Source organism: Rufibacter sediminis (genome assembly GCF_014269285.1).
In the GTDB taxonomy this organism is placed as follows: Bacteria; Bacteroidota; Bacteroidia; order Cytophagales; family Hymenobacteraceae; genus Nibribacter; species Nibribacter sediminis.
In genome coordinates this window covers 51,411-68,510 of record NZ_JACOAF010000021.1, presented here as the reverse complement: position 1 = coordinate 68,510, position 17,100 = coordinate 51,411, and the positions used below count along the sequence as shown (strand labels likewise).

The window sequence follows — 17,100 nt, the reverse complement described above, 5'->3', positions numbered from 1 at the left end:
ACCAGCGATGCCACCCGTATTGGGTGGCATCGCTGGTTATGTTTTAGGGCTGTTTTGCCTTAATTGACCGCAAAACGCTTTTCCTTCCAGAGCACGGCGGCGTCTTCAATTTCGGCCGCGTATGGTTCATAGGATTCTTTGGCTTGTTTGCCCAGCCGTTGCGCTTTCTTGTTCAGTTCCAAGGCTTCTGAGTACTCATTTTTCTGAGCCAGCAGTTTGGCTTTCAACCAGGTGTTATAGAAGTTCTCCTCAATCTTAATGGATTTGTTGACCCATTGCAGGGCCTGCTCATGGTCCAGGTTCTGTTGGATCAGGTAATTGACGGCTTGGGCGAGCACGTTCCAATCATTGGGTTTGGCAATGGAAAGCGAGTCTTTGATCAATTTCATGGTTTGGCTATGCGACTCCACTCTAATGGGAACTTCCAGCTTTTTATCGGCCCAGTGCAGTACCAGCCGTCCGCTGGTAGGGGTAAGGTCCTGCATGGAATACTGCAGCGTTTCGTGGAAAGAAGAGGATTTAGGGCTGTAGGGAATCCGCACCTGGTCTTGCTTTTGGTCATATCCGTCGGTGCCCCAGAGGCCTTTCTGCTTGCTCAGGATAAAGGTCCAGTTGCTGGAATCGACGGGCAAGACGTACAGCGTGTAGGTGCCGGCCGGGATGTTCTCCTGCGAAATACGGACATCGGTGCTGAACCTGATGGTGGTGGCTTCATTGGCCCCGGCCCGCCAAACTTTCCCGTAAGGCACCAGCTTGCCCCAAACCTCGCGGTTCTTAACGCCCGGCGCGCCGTAGTTGAGGGTAATATTGGTGACTCCTATGGTGTAGGTGAGGTTAGCTCTGGAACTAACCTGCGGCAATTTCAACAAGGTTTGGGCATAGCTCGATACGGAGAGGAATAGGAAGAGAACCGGTATTAAGTATTTAGTCATAATGGGTTACGGCTTGAAACAGAAGAACAGTTTACCTGAATAATTGGGTCATTTGCGGGAGAAAAAAGATTAAATATGCTTTTTCCTTGTTTTTATTATAATATGCAAATTTCGCCTTATATTCAGAAGAAAACAAATCAAAAAAAGTGCCGTTCTTATTTGTTATTGAGGAGAACGTACTACCTTTGGTTCACATTATGAGCAGCACCTATAAAAATATTTCCCTTTCCAACGCCGCAACCGCGGTGCACGGGGTGCATTGCCATCTTTTCCATCATTCCTCCTAGGAGGAATCATAGCATCATATCGTCCGTTCGGGGCTGGGCCCCATTTAAGCCGTCGCTACTCCTAGAGATCAGCGATTCGCTACTATCTTTGTTTTTCATTTCACGCTTTCTAAAGCAACCCTACATCTATGATCCGGTTAGCCATCCAGAAATCCGGGCGCCTTTCTGAGGACTCTTTGAAACTGATCCGCGAGTGCGGCATCTCGTTTATCAGCACCACTTCCAAACTGAAGACCGAGGCCACCAACTTCCCCCTTGAAATCCTGTTCCTGCGCGACGACGACATTCCCGGCTACGTAGCCGACGGCGTGGCTGATATTGGCATTGTGGGCCAGAATGTGTTGGTGGAGGAAGGGCTGCAGCAGTTGTCAGTTAAGAACCTTGGCTTCAGCAAATGCCGTCTGTCCCTGGCGGTTTCCAAGGGAGCCGAGTACCACGATGTCACCACCCTGCAAGGCAAAAGCATCGCCACTTCTTACCCCAACCTGCTTCAGGAATTCCTCACCTCCAAAGGCGTAGAAGCCGATATCCATACCATCAGCGGCTCCGTGGAGATTGCCCCCAGCATTGGCCTCGCCGATGCCGTGTGTGACATTGTTTCCTCTGGCTCTACGCTTATCAGCAACGGCCTGCGCGAGGTGGAAACCGTGTTCAAATCGGAAGCCGTCCTGATCGCGAACCAAAACCTGGACCAGGAGAAAAACCGTTTGCTCCAGCAGCTGTTGTTTCGGATGGAAGCCGTGCAGAAAGCCCAGAAATCTAAGTACGTTGTGTTGAACGCGCCAAATTCAGCTATTCCGCAGATCAAGCCTTTGTTGCCCGGCATCAAATCGCCCACCATCATTCCGCTGGCCGAGGAAGGCTGGAGTTCCCTGCACTCAGTGGTGAACGAAGACGATTTCTGGGACATCATCCAGAAGCTGAAAGAAGCCGGTGCCGAGGGTATTCTGGTGGTTCCTATTGAAAAGATGATTGGCTAAAATGAGAACGTATCTTTATCCTAACGCCTCTGAATGGGCGGCGCTCACCCAACGGCCGGTCCAGAAACTGGACCAGCTGCGGGCCGGGGTGCAGCAAACGTTTGACCTGGTTCAGCAACGCGGTGATGCCGCTTTGGTAGATCTTGCCGCTAAATTTGACAAAGCTGAGCTTAAGAATGTGTGGGTCTCTGAAGAAGAGATTACCGCCGCCTTGCCGCAAGTGTCAGAAGAGCTGAAGTCAGCTATTCAATTAGCTTACAATAACATAAAGCGGTTTCATGAAGCGCAGCGCGAAGTGGTGCAGCCGGTTGAAACCATGGCCGGAGTAAATTGCTGGCGCAAATCCGTCGCGATCCAGAAAGTAGGTCTCTACATTCCGGGTGGTTCCGCGCCTTTGTTTTCCACGCTGCTCATGTTGGGCATTCCGGCCCAGATTGCCGGTTGCCGGGAAATCATTCTGGCTACGCCGCCAGGTGCAGACGGCTCGGTGAATGCCACTATTCTGTACACCGCGCATTTGCTGGGCATCACCCGCATCCTGAAAGCGGGCGGAGCCCAGGCCATTGCGGCCCTCACCTTCGGAACGGAGACAGTGCCGGCAGTGGACAAGATCTTCGGCCCCGGTAACCAGTACGTCACGGCCGCGAAGCAGATGGTCACCCAATTGGGCGTTGCCATTGACATGCCCGCCGGACCTTCTGAGGTGCTGGTCATCGCCGATGACTCCGCCGACGCGGATTTCATCGCCGCTGATTTGCTCTCGCAAGCCGAACACGGCCCCGATTCCCAAGTCGTTTTCGTGACGAATTCTGAAAAACAGCTCCAAAACGTACAAGCCGCTGTAGCCCGGCAAATAGCCCAACTGCCCCGCCAAACAGTAGCCCAGCAGGCCTTGAACAACAGCCTGGGCGTGGTATTAACTTCGCTAGAAGACGCAATGGCGTTCTCTAACCTGTACGCTCCCGAGCACTTGATTCTGTCCGTAGAAAACCCGGTAGAACTTGCCGATCTCGTAACCCAGGCCGGTTCCGTCTTCATGGGCCACTTTAGCCCAGAATCGGTAGGTGATTATGCCTCAGGAACTAACCATACGTTACCTACCAACGGCTACGCCCGCAACTACAGCGGCGTCTCTTTGGACAGTTTTGTGAAGAAGATCACGTTCCAGCAGGTTTCCCGCGAAGGATTAGAACGCATCGGCCCCGCCGTAGAGCTCATGGCCGAAGCCGAAGGCCTGCACGCCCACAAGAATGCGGTGACTATTCGGTTAAGGAAGAGCTAAGATTTGGAAATTAGAAGATGTGGAGATTTGAAAATGATCATTAGCACTTCTCTTTCTGCCATAACCCTACCTTTTTAGCCTGGTGACAAATGGTGGATGAGTTTGGCTTCTGCTTTTCTAATTCGCCCACAAGATCCTTTCAGGATGACAAAAGAGAGGTGAAGACTTTACGATTTATAAATTGAAGATAAGTTGAACATTAAAATAGAGAGTTAGGAAAGAAATCATCTTCAGATTTCCTCATACCCAAATCTCCCAATCAGAAACAATGTTTTCCATACAGACATTCATCCGCCCGCACCTGTTGTCGCTGAAGCCGTATTCCTCGGCGCGCGATGAGTTTGAAGGCGAGGCCAGCGTTTATCTTGACGCGAACGAGAACAACCTTGGCAGCCTGGCCGGGGGCGTAGACTACAACCGCTACCCAGATCCGTACCAGAAAACCATCAAGGAGAAACTATCCAAGCTGAAAGGCGTGCGGCCGGAGCAGATTTTCATCGGCAACGGCTCCGATGAAGCCATCGACTTGCTGGTGCGACTGGTGTGCGAGCCCGGTAAAGATGAGGTGCTGCTATTACCACCCACATACGGCATGTACGAGGTGAGCGCGAACATCCACCACATCGGGATTCAGCGAGTTCCGCTGGACGAGCATTTTCAGCCTGTTTTCGAGAAAATAGCCGAGAAACAGACGGAGCGCACCAAGATCCTGTTCCTGTGCTCGCCCAACAACCCCACCGGCAATAGCTTGGCACCGAACACCGTAGAGAAGCTGATCCGCTCGTTCAACGGATTAGTGGTGGTAGACGAAGCGTACATTGATTTTACTGATACCCCTAGCTGGAGCACCCGTCTGGACGAGTTCCCCAACCTGGTGGTGCTGCAGACGCTCTCCAAAGCCTGGGGAATGGCCGGACTGCGCTTAGGGATGGCTTTTGCCTCGCCGGAAATCATCGGGTTCCTGAACAAAATAAAGCCGCCGTACAACATCAATGCCGTGACGCAGGAGCTCGTGAGCGAAGCTTTAGATAAAACCGCGCAACTAGGCGATATGCTGGACGTTATCATCCAGGAACGAACCCGCCTGATGGAAGCCTTTGCAACTCTTCCACTGATGGAGAAGGTCTATCCGTCCGATGCGAACTTCGTGCTGGTGCAGGTGCCCAATGCCAATGACTTGTATGGCTATCTGCTGAAGCGCGGCGTGGTGGTGAGAAACCGTTCCACACAACCCGGCTGCGCCAATTGCGTCCGCATCACCGTGGGCACTCCCCCGGAAAACGACCATCTGCTGGAAGCGCTGCAGACGTACGCGGCGCAAAACTCAGCCTAAAGCCGTTTTAAGGCTGTTTTCAGAAAACAAGCCCAAATTACAAACCAAAGCGACTGGTACGAGTTTCCGTACGCGGGCCCGCAGATGGCAGGTAGCCTCTGACAACCCTCGGGGCGTGAGTGCCGAAACCGATGCTGTTGATAGTTATTAGCAGAAGGCGGTTCCAAGCGAGTCCGGATATTCGCACATCCTTTGTCACGAGACTTCAGTCTCGCGCCAGCATTGGAAAAGAAAATGCGCTTTGGGCCTGATTTTGAGAAAACAGGCTGAAAGTAGAAACGATAAAACCTAAGCCTCCGCTTGCGGCGGAAGATAAAACAAGGCATCGCGCTGCGCGATGGCTGCTACAAACAAACCATGAAAAAAGTCTTATTCATTGACCGTGACGGGACCATTCTGCTGGAGCCTCCCACCGATTACCAGGTTGATTCCTTCGAGAAGTTTTCGTTTTACCCCAAGGTCATCCGGAACCTGCACAAAATCTTCACCGAGCTGGAGTACGAGTTTGTGATGGTGACAAACCAGGATGGCCTGGGCACCGATTCTTACCCCGAGGACACCTTCTGGCCGTACCAGAACAAGATGCTGGAAATTCTGGCAGGTGAAGGCATACAGTTCGCGCACATCCACATTGACCGCAGCTTTGAGCACGAGAACAGCCCCAACCGCAAACCCCGTCTGGGCATGCTGAGCCAGTACCTGTCCGGCGAATATGACCTGGCGAACTCCTACGTGATCGGGGACCGCCTAACCGATGTGCAGATGGCGCAGAACCTGGGCGCCAAAAGCATCCTGTTGCAACCCGAGGCCCACGAAGAGGCCACCTTTACCAGCACGGACTGGGATGAGATTTACGCTTTCCTGCGGTTGCCCGCCCGCCAAGCCACCATTCAGCGGAACACCAACGAGACGCAGATCACCGTGGAGATCAACCTGGACGGCGAAGGCAAGTCAGACATGCAGACCGGCCTTGGTTTCTTTGACCACATGCTGGACCAACTGGCACGCCACTCGGGCGTAGACATGCGCATCCACGTGAAAGGCGACCTCCACATTGACGAACACCACACCATTGAAGACACCGCCCTAGCGTTAGGCGAAGCCTTCGCGCAGGCCATCGGGGACAAACGCGGCATCAACCGCTACGGCTTCCTGCTGCCCATGGACGATGCCCTGGTGCACGCCGCTATTGACTTCTCCGGCCGTCCGTGGCTCGTGTGGGATGCCAAGTTCACCCGCGAGAAAGTGGGCGATATGCCCACCGAGATGTTCCTGCACTTCTTCAAATCGTTCTCAGACACCTCTAAGGCCAACCTTAACATCAAGGCCGAAGGCGAGAACGAGCACCATAAAATTGAGGCCATCTTCAAGGCGGTGGCCAAAGCCATGAAAATGGCCCTGGTGCGTGACGTGAACAAGATGGAAATTCCCAGTACCAAAGGCGTTCTGTAATGAAAACAGTCATTGTAGATTATAAAGCGGGTAACGTGCAGAGCGTGCTCTTCGCGCTGGAACGGCTGGGGGTACAGGCCACCGTCACGGCCAACGCCGAGGAAATCCAATCCGCGGACAAGGTGATTTTCCCGGGTGTGGGCGAGGCTTCCTCAGCCATGCGGGCCCTGAAAGAGAACAACCTGGACAAGCTATTGCCTACGCTCACCCAACCATTTCTGGGCGTTTGCCTGGGCATGCAGCTGCTGTGCCAGCACTCAGAGGAAGGCGATACCGAGATGCTGGGCATCATTCCGGTGAAGGTGAAAAAGTTCGATGCGGCCATTAAGGTGCCGCACATGGGCTGGAACAACCTGCATCACCTGAAAAGCGGATTATTTACTGGTATACAGGATAATGAGTACGCGTACTTTGTGCACAGCTTTTATGCGCCTGTGACGGAACATACCATTGCCCAGAGCTCATATCCAGAGCCTTTCAGTGCCGCTCTGCAGTACAAAAACTTCTACGCCGTACAGTTTCATACCGAGAAAAGCGGACCCGCCGGGGCGCAGATTCTCCAGAACTTCCTAAATCTCTAAGCCATGGAAATTATCCCCGCGATTGATCTGATTGATGGAAAATGTGTGCGCCTCACCGAGGGTGACTTTGCGCAGCAGACTACCTACCATTCAGACCCGGTAGAAGTAGCCAAACAATTCGAGGCCCTGGGGCTGCGCCGCCTGCACCTGGTGGACCTGGATGGGGCCCGCGCCAAACAACCGGTGAACCTGCCGGTACTGGCCCGCATCGCCCGTGAAACTAAACTGCACATAGATTATGGCGGAGGTCTGCAAAGCAGTGAGGCCATCCAGCAAGCCTTTGATGCGGGAGCCAAGCAAGTGACCGCCGGAAGCATTGCCGTGCGCGAACCTAAAACCGTGCAGAAGTGGCTGCAGGAATACGGTGCCGAGCGCATCATCGTGGGGGCCGACTTCAAAGACAACCGCATCGCCATCAATGCCTGGGCTGAGCAAAGTGACCTCACGCTGGAAACGTTTTTGAGCTCTTTTTCCGAAAAGGGTGCCAAAACGTTCATCTGCACCGATGTCAGCAAAGACGGCAAACTGCAGGGCTCCTCGCTGGAGATTTACCAGCAGCTCATCCAGAAATTCCCCACCTTGCAGTTCATCGCCAGCGGCGGCGTGACCACCATTGAAGAAGTGCGCCAGCTCCGCGAAGCCGGTCTCCACGGAGCCATCATCGGCAAAGCCATCTACGAAGGCACCATCTCCCTGGAAGATCTGGCGAAGGAAGTTCGGTAACGTTTGCTGGCTATTAACTGGCGCGAGACTGAAGTCTCGTGCCAATGGAAGATGCGAGTCTCCAGACTCGCCGGGAACCATGATCCGGAATACGGGAACCACCAGCTGGAAGACGGGAGTCTGGAGACTCCCCGCATCCTTGTGCACGAGTCTGGAGACTCGCGCCAGTTGAAACCAGAATTGTAAAGCTGTTTTGAGGCTGTTTTCTGAAAAGAGCACTAAAAACATAGATAAGAACGAATTAGAAAACCTGAACATCCTCTTCTTCAGAGGAGAGAATGTAGGGAAGTCAATCCTATGCTGACAAAACGAATAATCCCGTGCCTGGACATCAAGAACGGCCGCACCGTGAAGGGCGTGCGGTTTGAAGATATCCGGGATGCCGGTGATCCGGTGGAACTGGCCGCGCTGTACGCCAGACAAGGAGCCGACGAACTGGTGTTCCTGGACATTACCGCCACGAATGAAAAGCGGAAAACGCTGCGTGAACTGGTGCGCGAGGTGGCCCGCCACATTGACATTCCGTTCACCGTGGGCGGCGGCATCAGTGCCGTGGAAGACGTGGAAGTACTGCTGCAGAACGGCGCCGATAAGGTATCGGTGAATTCATCGGCCATTCACCGGCCCGAGCTGATTACCGAGCTGGCCAGCCGTTTCGGGAGCCAGTGCGTGACCGTGGCCATCGACACCAAGAACACCCCCGAGGGCTGGAAAGTCTTCAGCAAGGCGGGTACGGTAGATACAGGAATGTGGGCCATGGACTGGGCGAAAGAAGTAGTGGAACGCGGCGCGGGCGAAATCCTGCTGACCTCCATGAGCAACGACGGCACCAAAAGCGGCTTTGCCCTGGACATTACCGGCGAGATTTCTAGGAACGTGATTGTGCCGGTGATCGCCTCGGGCGGAGCCGGAAACCAGCAGCATTTCCTGGATGTCTTTGAAGCCGGAGCCGATGCCGCCCTGGCCGCCAGCATCTTTCACTTCCAGGAAGTACCGCTTCCAGAGCTGAAGCAGTTTTTAGCAGAGAATAAAATAGACATAAGATGTTAGTATCTAGATGCTAGATTTTAGTTGCATGACCTCACTTTTGTTATAGAGTCTAACATCTAATATCTAGTGTCTAACATCCCTAAACAACATGACCATAGATTTCAACAAAGGAGAGGGGCTGGTACCCGCCATCATCCAGAACGCCACTACCGGTAAAGTATTGATGTTGGGTTACATGAACGAGGAAGCCTACCAGCAGACCCTACAAACGGGAATGGTGACGTTCTTCTCGCGTTCAAAAAATCGACTCTGGACCAAAGGGGAAACCTCGGGTAATACCTTGAAGGTGGTCAAAATGGAGCTGGACTGCGACCAGGACACGCTCCTGATTCTGGTAGACCCCAATGGTCCGGCGTGTCACCGCAATACCGAAACCTGCTTTGACGTGGAAGGAGACGCTGACTCCTATCATCACCGCAGCTTCCAGAATTTTACGCCCACGGAGCAAGCGCTTCAATTCATCGCGAAGCTGGAGCAGACCATCAAAGAACGTCGGAAGAACCCGATAGAGGGATCTTATACCAATTTCCTCTTTGACAAAGGCCTGAATAAAATGGCCCAGAAAGTAGGGGAAGAGGCGGTTGAAGTAGTCATTGACGCAGTAGCCGGTAAAACGGATACCATGAAAGGCGAGGCTGCTGACCTCATCTTCCACTTACTCGTGCTACTGGAAGCCTCCGGTCTTTCTCTGGCCGAAGTGGTGCAGGTGCTGGAAAGCCGTCATAAACCTAGAGAGTAGCTAAACGCAAACAGCATGGACTTCAACGCTACCATTCTTCTAGTTCCGGGCTTGGGCAATTCAGGGGAGCAGCACTGGCAAACGCTTTGGGAAAAGCAATTTGGCTTTCCTCGGGTAGAACAGCAAGATTGGGAAACCCCGGTGTGTGCTGATTGGGTTGAAACCCTGGAGGTTGCCATCGGTCAGCATGATCCGGAAAACCTCCTGCTGGTTGGGCATAGCCTGGCTTGTATTACCATCGCGTTTTGGGCCGCTAAATACCAAAAGAGGATCAAAGGAGCCCTGTTGGTAGCCCCCAGCGACACCGAAGCGGCATCGTTTCCGGCAGGAACCTATGGTTTTGCTCCCATTCCTTTGGGCAAACTGCCGTTCCCTTCATTGATGGTGGCCAGTGAAGAGGACCCGTACATGGACTTGCAGCGTGCCGAATACCTGGCGAAGCAGTGGGGTAGCAGGTTCCTCAACATCGGAGCGGCGGGGCATATCAACGTAGCAGCCGGATTTGGTGAGTGGCCGCAAGGGTTGGAGTTATTAAAGCAACTGGATTAGCCTTTACCTAAAAAACAGCATCTAATTTATTTGATGCTCGTTTGAATCAAACTAAATCGGATATGACACCATTTGATATACTGCTTCAGCAGATCGCGTTCATTCACGAGATAGATAAGCTCAAATATATCACCCGCAAAACCCGCCTGTTCAACAGCGATCGGCACGAGAATGACGCGGAGCACAGCTGGCACCTGGCCATGATGGCGTTAGTGTTAGCCGAACATGCGAATGAGCCCGTAGATGTACTCAAGGTAGTGAAGATGCTGCTCCTGCATGACCTGGTGGAGATTGACGCGGGCGACACCTTCCTGTTTGACACCGTCCTGAACCACGCTAATACCGAGGCGGAGCGGAAAGCGGCTTTAAGGATCTTTGGGCTCTTGCCTCAAAAGCAAGCCGATGAGTTTCTGCAGCTTTGGGAGGAATTTGAGGCCGGCGAAACCGCCGAAGCCAAGTTTGCCCGCACCATGGATCGGCTGGAGCCGCTCCTGCAGAATGTCTCCAACCAGGGAGGTACCTGGAGAGAGTACAACGTTTCCTACGAACGGGTGATGCAGAAAACCGAGGGAATGCAAAACGGTTCCCGCACCCTTTACGATTTCGCCGTCGCCCTGATGGACAGCTCCGTAGAAAAAGGTATCCTCAAGAAAGCAGAGACAGACATTTGATTCAACTTAGTTCTTCTGCAAAATTGTATCCTGCTTTCTGTGAACCTATTTTGTAAAGAAACAGTGATTAGCTTTTACCCTTGCAGTGTGTTCTCACCAGCAAAAGGAATTGCTCCTGTGCTTGGATTGTTGGTGAGAACACCAACAAGGGCGGCTAGTCTCGCATCCTTTCTGCTTTACTATAACAGGCTCTGTTTATAGCAGGAACGTTTCTGTTCTATTTTCTAAAAAACATGGGCAAACTAAAACTCCCGTTTTAAGGCTCTTTTCTGAAAAGCAGTCTTAAAACGGGAGTTTTAGTTACGGTAAGCAGCTGGCTAGAGCTTATTGATGCGGCTGTAGAATTTACTTTGGTAAGAACCGCCAATGGGAATGTACTTGTCCTGCATCAGGACCGAATCATCCTCAATCAATTCAATGCGCTTCAGGTTGATGATGAACGACCGGTGGATGCGCAGGAACTGATCCTGGGGCAACTTTTGGTCGATGGCGCTCATGGTGGTATAGACAATGTGCTTTTTGTTCTCGGTATTGATGACCACATAGTCGCCCCTGGCCTCAATGAACGACACATTGTTCAGGTTCAGTTTAATGATCTTGTTGTCTACTTTCACGAAAAGCTCCTCCGGGGCAGACGCGGCGGGAGTAGATACCGCAGCCGCCGGCATTTTCTTGGTCGCGTTGAGCACCGCCTGGGTGAAACGGGTGAAATCAACGGGTTTCAGGAGGTAATCCGTTACCTGCAACTCAAACGCCTGCAGAGCGAAGTCCTTGTGCGAGGTGATCAGGATGGTAACGGGTTTGATAGGCAGCGTTTGGAGAAGTTCCATGCCCGTCATCTCCGGCATTTCCACGTCCAGAAACAGCAGGTCAACACCATCGTTCTTGAGCAGCCAGGCCAAGCCTTCTACACTGGAACTGAAAACCTGCACCAGCTCCAGGCTGGGAGTGGCTTTGATATGCCGTTCCAAAATCATGCGGCTCAATTCGTCATCATCAATAATGACCGTGCGGAGGGGGGTGTCCTTTTTCAAAAGTAGTTGTGTATTATAATCAAACGTAAGTTTTCCAGTGCCAAAGATATCAATCTAAATCACAATGCGTATTCAGATAATCTAAAAAAATGTATTTGGCACCAACTAGAAAATGTTATGTAACAATATCTTAGGCTTTTGTCGGTTTTAAAACATACAACAACCAGCGCAATCTCCTCTACGGGCCAGTAACCAAGCCGTAAAAATACGTATAAGAAGCACAAAAAGAAAAACCAGCAAGTGCTTCCTGTAACCTTACTTAATTCTCTAAAAATATTAACCCAGCCGGATGATTCCACCTGTGGGCCCACCAGCCTGCATGCGGTATATCAGTATTTTCAGGATACGGTTCCGCTGGAGCAGGTGATTTCAGAGGTGTCTTTCCTGGAGGAAGGCGGCACGTTGGCGGTGTTGCTGGGCTGCCATGCCCTGCGCCGGGGCTACAAAGCCAAAATCTACACCTATAACCTGCACGTGTTTGACCCCACCTGGTTCAAGCTGAAAAAAGAGAAGCTGATCGCCAACCTCAGGGAGCAGCTGATCTATAAATCAGACGCCAAGTTGCACGTGGCCACTCACGCCTACATTGAGTTTCTGGAGCTGGGCGGCGAAATCAGGCACAAAGACTTAACCTTTCATTTACTGGATGATTACTTCTCCCGGGGCATTCCGCTGCTGGCGGGCCTGAGTGCCACGTACCTCTACAATTGCGCCCGCGAACGCACGAATGAACGCGGCGAGGCCATCTATGACGATGTGCGCGGCGAGCCGTTGGGGCACTTTGTGGTGTTGGCCGGCTTTGACCAGGAACAGGAAAAAGAGCACGTGATTGTCGCAGATCCTTACCAGGAAAATCCGCTGTTTGGGAACAACTATTACAACGTGCCTATCTCCAGATTGATTAATGCCATCATGCTGGGCATCGTGACGTATGATGCCAACCTGCTGGCCATTGAACCACAACCAAAACCAACCCTAAACCAGGAACAGACCAACCTTCATGCGCAAACTAGTAGTAGTCAATAATCCCAAAGACTGGGATCTTGACGTAGAGGATGTAGAGGTGGTGGATGCGCAACGGTATCTCACCGATCCGGCCTACACAGAAATCAAAAGCGCTCGTATTTTCAACCTGTGCCGCTCTTACAAATACCAAAGCAGTGGCTATTACGTCTCACTCCTGGCCGAAGCCCGGGGCCACCGGGCTATTCCCAACGTGACCACCATTCAGGATCTGAAGTCCCAGACCATTGTGAGGGCCATCACGGATGAGATCAACGAGACCATCCAGAAGAGTTTGTCTAAGCTGAAATCCAAGAATTTCACCCTCAGCATTTACTTTGGGCAGAATGTGGCCAAACAGTACGAGAAACTGAGCAAGCAACTGCATGACCTGTTTCAGGCACCGTTGCTACGCGCGCAGTTCGTCTACAACAAAGAGTGGGTGCTGGAAAGTATAAATCCTATTCCGGTGAACGAAGTGCCGGAGCACCATTTGCCGGATCTGTACAATTTCGCGCGGGCCTACTTCGCCCGTAACCGGTTCTCCAGCCTCCGGACGAATAAGAAGATCTACGATTTGGCCATTCTGGTGAACCACGCCGACAGTGACCCGCCCTCCAATGACAAAGCCATCCAGAACTTCATTGATGCCGCCGAGAGCCTGGGCTTTTATACTGAGTTGATCACCAAGGAAGACTACCGCCGGCTCTCCGAGTTTGACGCTTTATTCATCAGGGAAACCACCTCGGTGAACCACCACACCTACCGTTTCGCCCGCAGGGCGCACGCCGAAGGCCTGGTGGTGATTGATGATCCGGTGTCTATTCTGCGCTGTACCAATAAGGTGTACCTGGCCGAGTTGCTGAGCAAGGCGAAGGTGAACATCCCCAAAAGCATGATCATCCACCGCGACAACTGCTGCAAAGTGGTGGAGGAACTGGGTTTGCCCTGCGTGCTCAAAAAACCGGATTCCTCTTTCTCCCAGGGAGTGGTAAAAGTGAAAACCGAGGAGGAACTGGCCGAGCAGTTAAAGGAAATGCTGTCTGAGTCTGACCTGATCATCGGGCAGGAATTCACCCCCACGGATTTTGACTGGCGCATTGGCGTGCTGGACAAGCAGCCGCTCTACGCCTGTAAGTATTTCATGGCCAAAGACCACTGGCAGATCTACAACTGGGACGGCAAAAAGAACGACGTTACAGGTAATTTCGAGACCGTACCCTTTGAGGAGGTTCCGTTTTTTGTGCTGCATACGGCTTTAAAGGCGGCCAACCTGATAGGAGACGGGCTGTACGGCGTTGACGTGAAGGAGATTGACGGCAAAGCCTACGTCATAGAGGTGAACGACAACCCCAACATTGACCATGGCGTGGAAGACAAGATCCTCAAAAAGAACCTATACCAAACCATCCTGAAATCCATTAAGCGGAGAATTGACAGTCAAAAGAACCTGAACGGAAATGAGCGCGTCGCATAAATTAGGGCTGTTTAAAGGCTTTGGGGTGGAGATGGAATACATGATTGTAGACCGTGACACGCTCCAGGTAAAACCTATCTCAGATGAGGTGCTCAAAGCCGAAGCCGGAGAGTTGACCTCTGACGTGGAGCGGGGCTCCATGGCCTGGTCCAATGAACTGGTGCTGCACGTTCTGGAACTGAAAACGAACGGTCCGGCGCCCGAACTCGCTTCTCTGGCGCAGCAGTTCCACCAGGAAGTAGTGCGGGTGAATGCCTTGCTGGAGCCGTTCAACGCGATGTTGCTGCCCACGGGCGCGCACCCCTTCATGGACCCGTTCACCGAAACCAAACTGTGGCCGCATGAGGCCAGCGAAATCTACGAAGCTTACAACCGCATCTTCAACTGCCAGGGGCACGGCTGGTCTAACCTGCAGAGCACGCATTTAAACCTGCCGTTTGGGTCAGATGAGGAATTTGGCCGACTCCATGCCGCCATCCGGCTGGTATTGCCCCTGATCCCGGCGCTCAGCGCGGCTTCTCCGGTGCTGGATGGCCGGGTAAGTGGCTTGCTGGATACCCGCCTGGAAGTGTACCGAACCAACCAGCAGAAGATTCCTTTGATTGCCGGACAGGTGGTACCCGAAGCGGTTTTCTCCCAGGCAGACTACGACGCGCAGATTTTTCAGCCCATGTTCCGGGCCATTGCGCCGTATGATCCCGAGGAAGAACTGCAAGACGAGTTCCTGAACTCGCGGGGAGCCATCGCCCGGTTCAGTCGGGGAGCCATCGAAATCAGGATCATTGACAACCAGGAATGCCCCTTAGCCGACATCGCCATTGTAATCCTGGTAACGGAGGTCTTGAAAGAATTGGTTTCTGAGACGTGGAGCCGTTATGAAGACCAGCAGAAAGTTGAGACTGACCTGTTAGCCTCGGTTTTCCGGTCTTCTCTTAAAAACGGCCCAAAAACGGAAGTACAAGATGCGGCTTACCTGAAGCTTTTGGGGCTCACGCAAACGCAGGCTACGCTGGAGGAGATTTGGGGCCATTTTTGGAATAACGTGCAGAAAAGCCCCGTGTTTACCCCGGAAATATCCCTAAGCATAGACGTTCTATTGGAAAAGGGCACGCTTTCTGAACGAATCTTGAAAGTTTTAGGGGAGAGTCCTTCCTTAGATGACATCAGAGCCGTATATAGAAATCTGGCCGTTTGTCTGGCCCAGAACAAACTATATGAACCGTGAAGGACGATGGGCTAAGGATTGTGGTCACTTGTGAGCACGGGGGAAACAAAATTCCCTCGGCTTATGCTGCGGCCTTTAAAGAAGCAAAGCAAGTATTGGCTTCGCACCGGGGCTATGACATCGGGGCCCTGGACTTGTACCAGAAATTCACCCAGTCCGCCGATTTCTCTCTTCATAGCACCACCAGTAGGTTAGTGGTGGAACTGAACCGCTCACTGCACCATCCCAAGCTTTTCTCGGAGTTCATGCACCCGTTGACCTCTGCGCAGGCCGAGGAGATTCTGTCTTTGCATTATCATCCGTACCGGCAGAAAGTAGAGGAACAGATAGGAGAGTGGGTGCAGAAAGGTCTGTCGGTTCTGCACCTGTCGGTGCACAGTTTTACGCCGGAACTGAACGGAAAAGTTCGTAAGACCGATGTAGGCTTCCTATATGACCCCAAGCGCGAACGGGAACAATTGTTCGCGGCGCGGTGGCGCCAGCAGATGCAGCGGGTTTCCCCCAAAATCAAAATAAGGTACAATTATCCCTACAAAGGTACCGCCGATGGTTTTGTTACCTATTTGCGGAAAAGTTTTACCAATGAGCAATACGCCGGGTTGGAACTGGAAGTAAATCAACGTTTTCCGGTGAGTGGCACCCCGGAGTGGCAGGAGCTGCAAACCCACTTGCACCAAACTTTTATGCGCGCGCTTTAAACTCTTGGTTCAATTTCCAGTATATCTGCAAAGCCAGATGCACAACATGACTGGCAGATGAGTGACAACTGTTCTACCTAAACTATGAAAATGTATGGATTTTTTAATTAACCTTCTCGTAAGCGCCGGCGTGTTGATGCTTTTGGCCTACATCATGCCTCAGGTCCACATCAAAAGCTTTTGGACGGCGTTATGGGTGGCCTTTCTGATCGGTATTCTGAACGCGACCATTGGGTTGCTGCTTCGGTTCCCGTTGAACCTGGTGACGCTGTTCTTTCTTCAGTTTGTGGTTAGGTTGGTGGTGACCGCCATCATCATCAAACTGGTAGATAAACTGCTCAAGAATTTCGAGGTGAAAGGCTTCTGGCCCGCTCTGGTCATCGCCATTGCCTTGGCCATTGCCAGCACCTTGATTGAGCGCAACGATGATGAATACGACAGCGCTGAGTACCAGCAAACCTCCTTGGTACAAACGTCTGCCCAGCCTTTGCTGAGCTAAGCGCGTCTCACTCTTAACTCAACAAAAAGGCCAGCTTCTTACACAGAAGCTGGCCTTTTTTCATCTACTCAACTATGGGTGAGATTCTGATTTGGGTAAAGAATCGATGTTTAAATTTAAGACTGGGTACATATGCGGCACAACAGATTTGCTCACCTGAGCTGGCTTCCGTTTTGGGGGTATTTTCCGAAAAGACGGCCTAAAACGAGATTGCTTCATTCCTTCACTGCCCGGCTAATTCCTGTTGCTCCTGTTCTGTAAACAACCTGGACTTGATGATGAACCGAAGCCCTAGCGGAATCTCCAGGGAGAAACTGGACCCGCGGCCCGGCGTCACGTCTAAGGTCAGGTGCGTATGTTTCCAGTATTCAAACTGATCCTGGTGCATGTAAAAGTTGCAGCCTTCCACTTGCCCTAACAGCACGTCACTGTCGCCAATTCTGAATTCCCCGTCTTCAAAGCACATGGGTTGCGAACCATCACAGCAGCCGCCACTCTGGTGGAACATCAAAGGTCCGTGCCGCTCTCTTAACCGGTGAATCAACTCTATGGCCGACGTCGTGGCCTCTACTCGTTGTACTGCCAT

19 protein-coding genes are annotated in these 17,100 nt (G+C 52.2%); 16 read left to right on the top strand and 3 right to left on the bottom strand.

What is annotated here, in order from left to right; translation table 11 throughout:
• Positions 1 to 59: 59 nt before the first annotated feature.
• Positions 60 to 932 (bottom strand): DUF2911 domain-containing protein, encoded by an 873-nt coding sequence (locus H7U12_RS08595; protein WP_186636018.1) that lies wholly within the window; start codon positions 930 to 932, stop codon positions 60 to 62.
• Between the two features lie 415 nt (positions 933 to 1,347).
• On the opposite strand from H7U12_RS08595, the gene hisG reads away from it, so the two are divergent.
• The 11 genes from hisG to H7U12_RS08545 all read left to right on the top strand — a co-directional run bounded on the left by hisG (position 1,348) and on the right by H7U12_RS08545 (position 10,579).
• Positions 1,348 to 2,199, top strand: coding sequence for an ATP phosphoribosyltransferase (gene hisG, locus H7U12_RS08590; RefSeq protein ID WP_186636015.1), 852 nt, complete (start codon positions 1,348 to 1,350; stop codon positions 2,197 to 2,199).
• A 1-nt stretch (position 2,200) separates the two neighbouring features.
• Positions 2,201 to 3,481, top strand: coding sequence for a histidinol dehydrogenase (hisD, locus tag H7U12_RS08585; RefSeq protein ID WP_186636012.1), 1,281 nt, complete (start codon positions 2,201 to 2,203; stop codon positions 3,479 to 3,481).
• 268 nt (positions 3,482 to 3,749) lie between these two features.
• Positions 3,750 to 4,814, top strand: a complete 1,065-nt coding sequence (hisC, locus tag H7U12_RS08580; protein ID WP_186636009.1) for a histidinol-phosphate transaminase — start codon at positions 3,750 to 3,752, stop codon at positions 4,812 to 4,814.
• Positions 4,815 to 5,171: 357 nt separating this feature from the next.
• Positions 5,172 to 6,266 (top strand): bifunctional histidinol-phosphatase/imidazoleglycerol-phosphate dehydratase HisB, encoded by a 1,095-nt coding sequence (hisB, locus tag H7U12_RS08575; RefSeq protein ID WP_186636006.1) that lies wholly within the window; start codon positions 5,172 to 5,174, stop codon positions 6,264 to 6,266.
• Positions 6,266 to 6,847 carry an imidazole glycerol phosphate synthase subunit HisH gene (gene hisH / locus H7U12_RS08570; protein WP_186636003.1) on the top strand — a complete coding sequence of 194 codons (582 nt, stop codon included), beginning with the start codon at positions 6,266 to 6,268 and terminating at the stop codon, positions 6,845 to 6,847. The genes hisB and hisH overlap by 1 nt, the downstream gene beginning before the upstream one ends.
• Before the next feature lie 3 nt (positions 6,848 to 6,850).
• On the top strand, positions 6,851 to 7,570 hold the full coding sequence (hisA, locus tag H7U12_RS08565) for a 1-(5-phosphoribosyl)-5-[(5-phosphoribosylamino)methylideneamino]imidazole-4-carboxamide isomerase (protein WP_186636000.1): 720 nt from the start codon (positions 6,851 to 6,853) through the stop codon (positions 7,568 to 7,570).
• Between the two features lie 51 nt (positions 7,571 to 7,621).
• Complete coding sequence (locus H7U12_RS22805; protein ID WP_255897477.1) at positions 7,622 to 7,756, top strand: hypothetical protein; 135 nt, start codon at positions 7,622 to 7,624, stop codon at positions 7,754 to 7,756.
• A 111-nt stretch (positions 7,757 to 7,867) separates the two neighbouring features.
• On the top strand, positions 7,868 to 8,620 hold the full coding sequence (gene hisF, locus H7U12_RS08560) for an imidazole glycerol phosphate synthase subunit HisF (RefSeq protein ID WP_186635997.1): 753 nt from the start codon (positions 7,868 to 7,870) through the stop codon (positions 8,618 to 8,620).
• 88 nt (positions 8,621 to 8,708) lie between these two features.
• Entirely contained in the window at positions 8,709 to 9,359 is a 651-nt protein-coding gene (hisIE, locus tag H7U12_RS08555) for a bifunctional phosphoribosyl-AMP cyclohydrolase/phosphoribosyl-ATP diphosphatase HisIE (RefSeq protein ID WP_186635994.1), read from the top strand.
• Between the two features lie 15 nt (positions 9,360 to 9,374).
• Positions 9,375 to 9,908 carry an RBBP9/YdeN family alpha/beta hydrolase gene (locus tag H7U12_RS08550; protein WP_186635991.1) on the top strand — a complete coding sequence of 178 codons (534 nt, stop codon included), beginning with the start codon at positions 9,375 to 9,377 and terminating at the stop codon, positions 9,906 to 9,908.
• Between the two features lie 62 nt (positions 9,909 to 9,970).
• Positions 9,971 to 10,579 carry an HD domain-containing protein gene (locus tag H7U12_RS08545; RefSeq protein ID WP_186635988.1) on the top strand — a complete coding sequence of 203 codons (609 nt, stop codon included), beginning with the start codon at positions 9,971 to 9,973 and terminating at the stop codon, positions 10,577 to 10,579.
• Between the two features lie 317 nt (positions 10,580 to 10,896).
• Here the strand turns inward: H7U12_RS08545 and H7U12_RS08540 are convergent, their stop codons facing one another.
• Complete coding sequence (locus tag H7U12_RS08540) at positions 10,897 to 11,613, bottom strand: LytR/AlgR family response regulator transcription factor (RefSeq protein WP_186635986.1); 717 nt, start codon at positions 11,611 to 11,613, stop codon at positions 10,897 to 10,899.
• Between the two features lie 240 nt (positions 11,614 to 11,853).
• Between H7U12_RS08540 and H7U12_RS08535 the strand changes: the two genes are divergently transcribed.
• From H7U12_RS08535 to H7U12_RS08515, 5 genes are all read left to right on the top strand, one after another.
• Positions 11,854 to 12,639, top strand: coding sequence for a peptidase-C39 like family protein (locus tag H7U12_RS08535; protein WP_186635983.1), 786 nt, complete (start codon positions 11,854 to 11,856; stop codon positions 12,637 to 12,639).
• Positions 12,614 to 14,092 carry a RimK family protein gene (locus H7U12_RS08530; RefSeq protein WP_186635980.1) on the top strand — a complete coding sequence of 493 codons (1,479 nt, stop codon included), beginning with the start codon at positions 12,614 to 12,616 and terminating at the stop codon, positions 14,090 to 14,092. The genes H7U12_RS08535 and H7U12_RS08530 overlap by 26 nt, the downstream gene beginning before the upstream one ends.
• On the top strand, positions 14,076 to 15,317 hold the full coding sequence (locus H7U12_RS08525; protein WP_186635977.1) for a carboxylate-amine ligase: 1,242 nt from the start codon (positions 14,076 to 14,078) through the stop codon (positions 15,315 to 15,317). The genes H7U12_RS08530 and H7U12_RS08525 overlap by 17 nt, the downstream gene beginning before the upstream one ends.
• Complete coding sequence (locus H7U12_RS08520) at positions 15,314 to 16,015, top strand: N-formylglutamate amidohydrolase (protein ID WP_206683901.1); 702 nt, start codon at positions 15,314 to 15,316, stop codon at positions 16,013 to 16,015. The genes H7U12_RS08525 and H7U12_RS08520 overlap by 4 nt, the downstream gene beginning before the upstream one ends.
• A 94-nt stretch (positions 16,016 to 16,109) precedes the next feature.
• On the top strand, positions 16,110 to 16,514 hold the full coding sequence (locus H7U12_RS08515; protein WP_186635974.1) for a phage holin family protein: 405 nt from the start codon (positions 16,110 to 16,112) through the stop codon (positions 16,512 to 16,514).
• Between the two features lie 223 nt (positions 16,515 to 16,737).
• On the opposite strand, the gene H7U12_RS08510 is transcribed toward H7U12_RS08515, so the two are convergent.
• Positions 16,738 to 17,100 (bottom strand): DUF779 domain-containing protein, encoded by a 363-nt coding sequence (locus H7U12_RS08510; RefSeq protein ID WP_186635971.1) that lies wholly within the window; start codon positions 17,098 to 17,100, stop codon positions 16,738 to 16,740.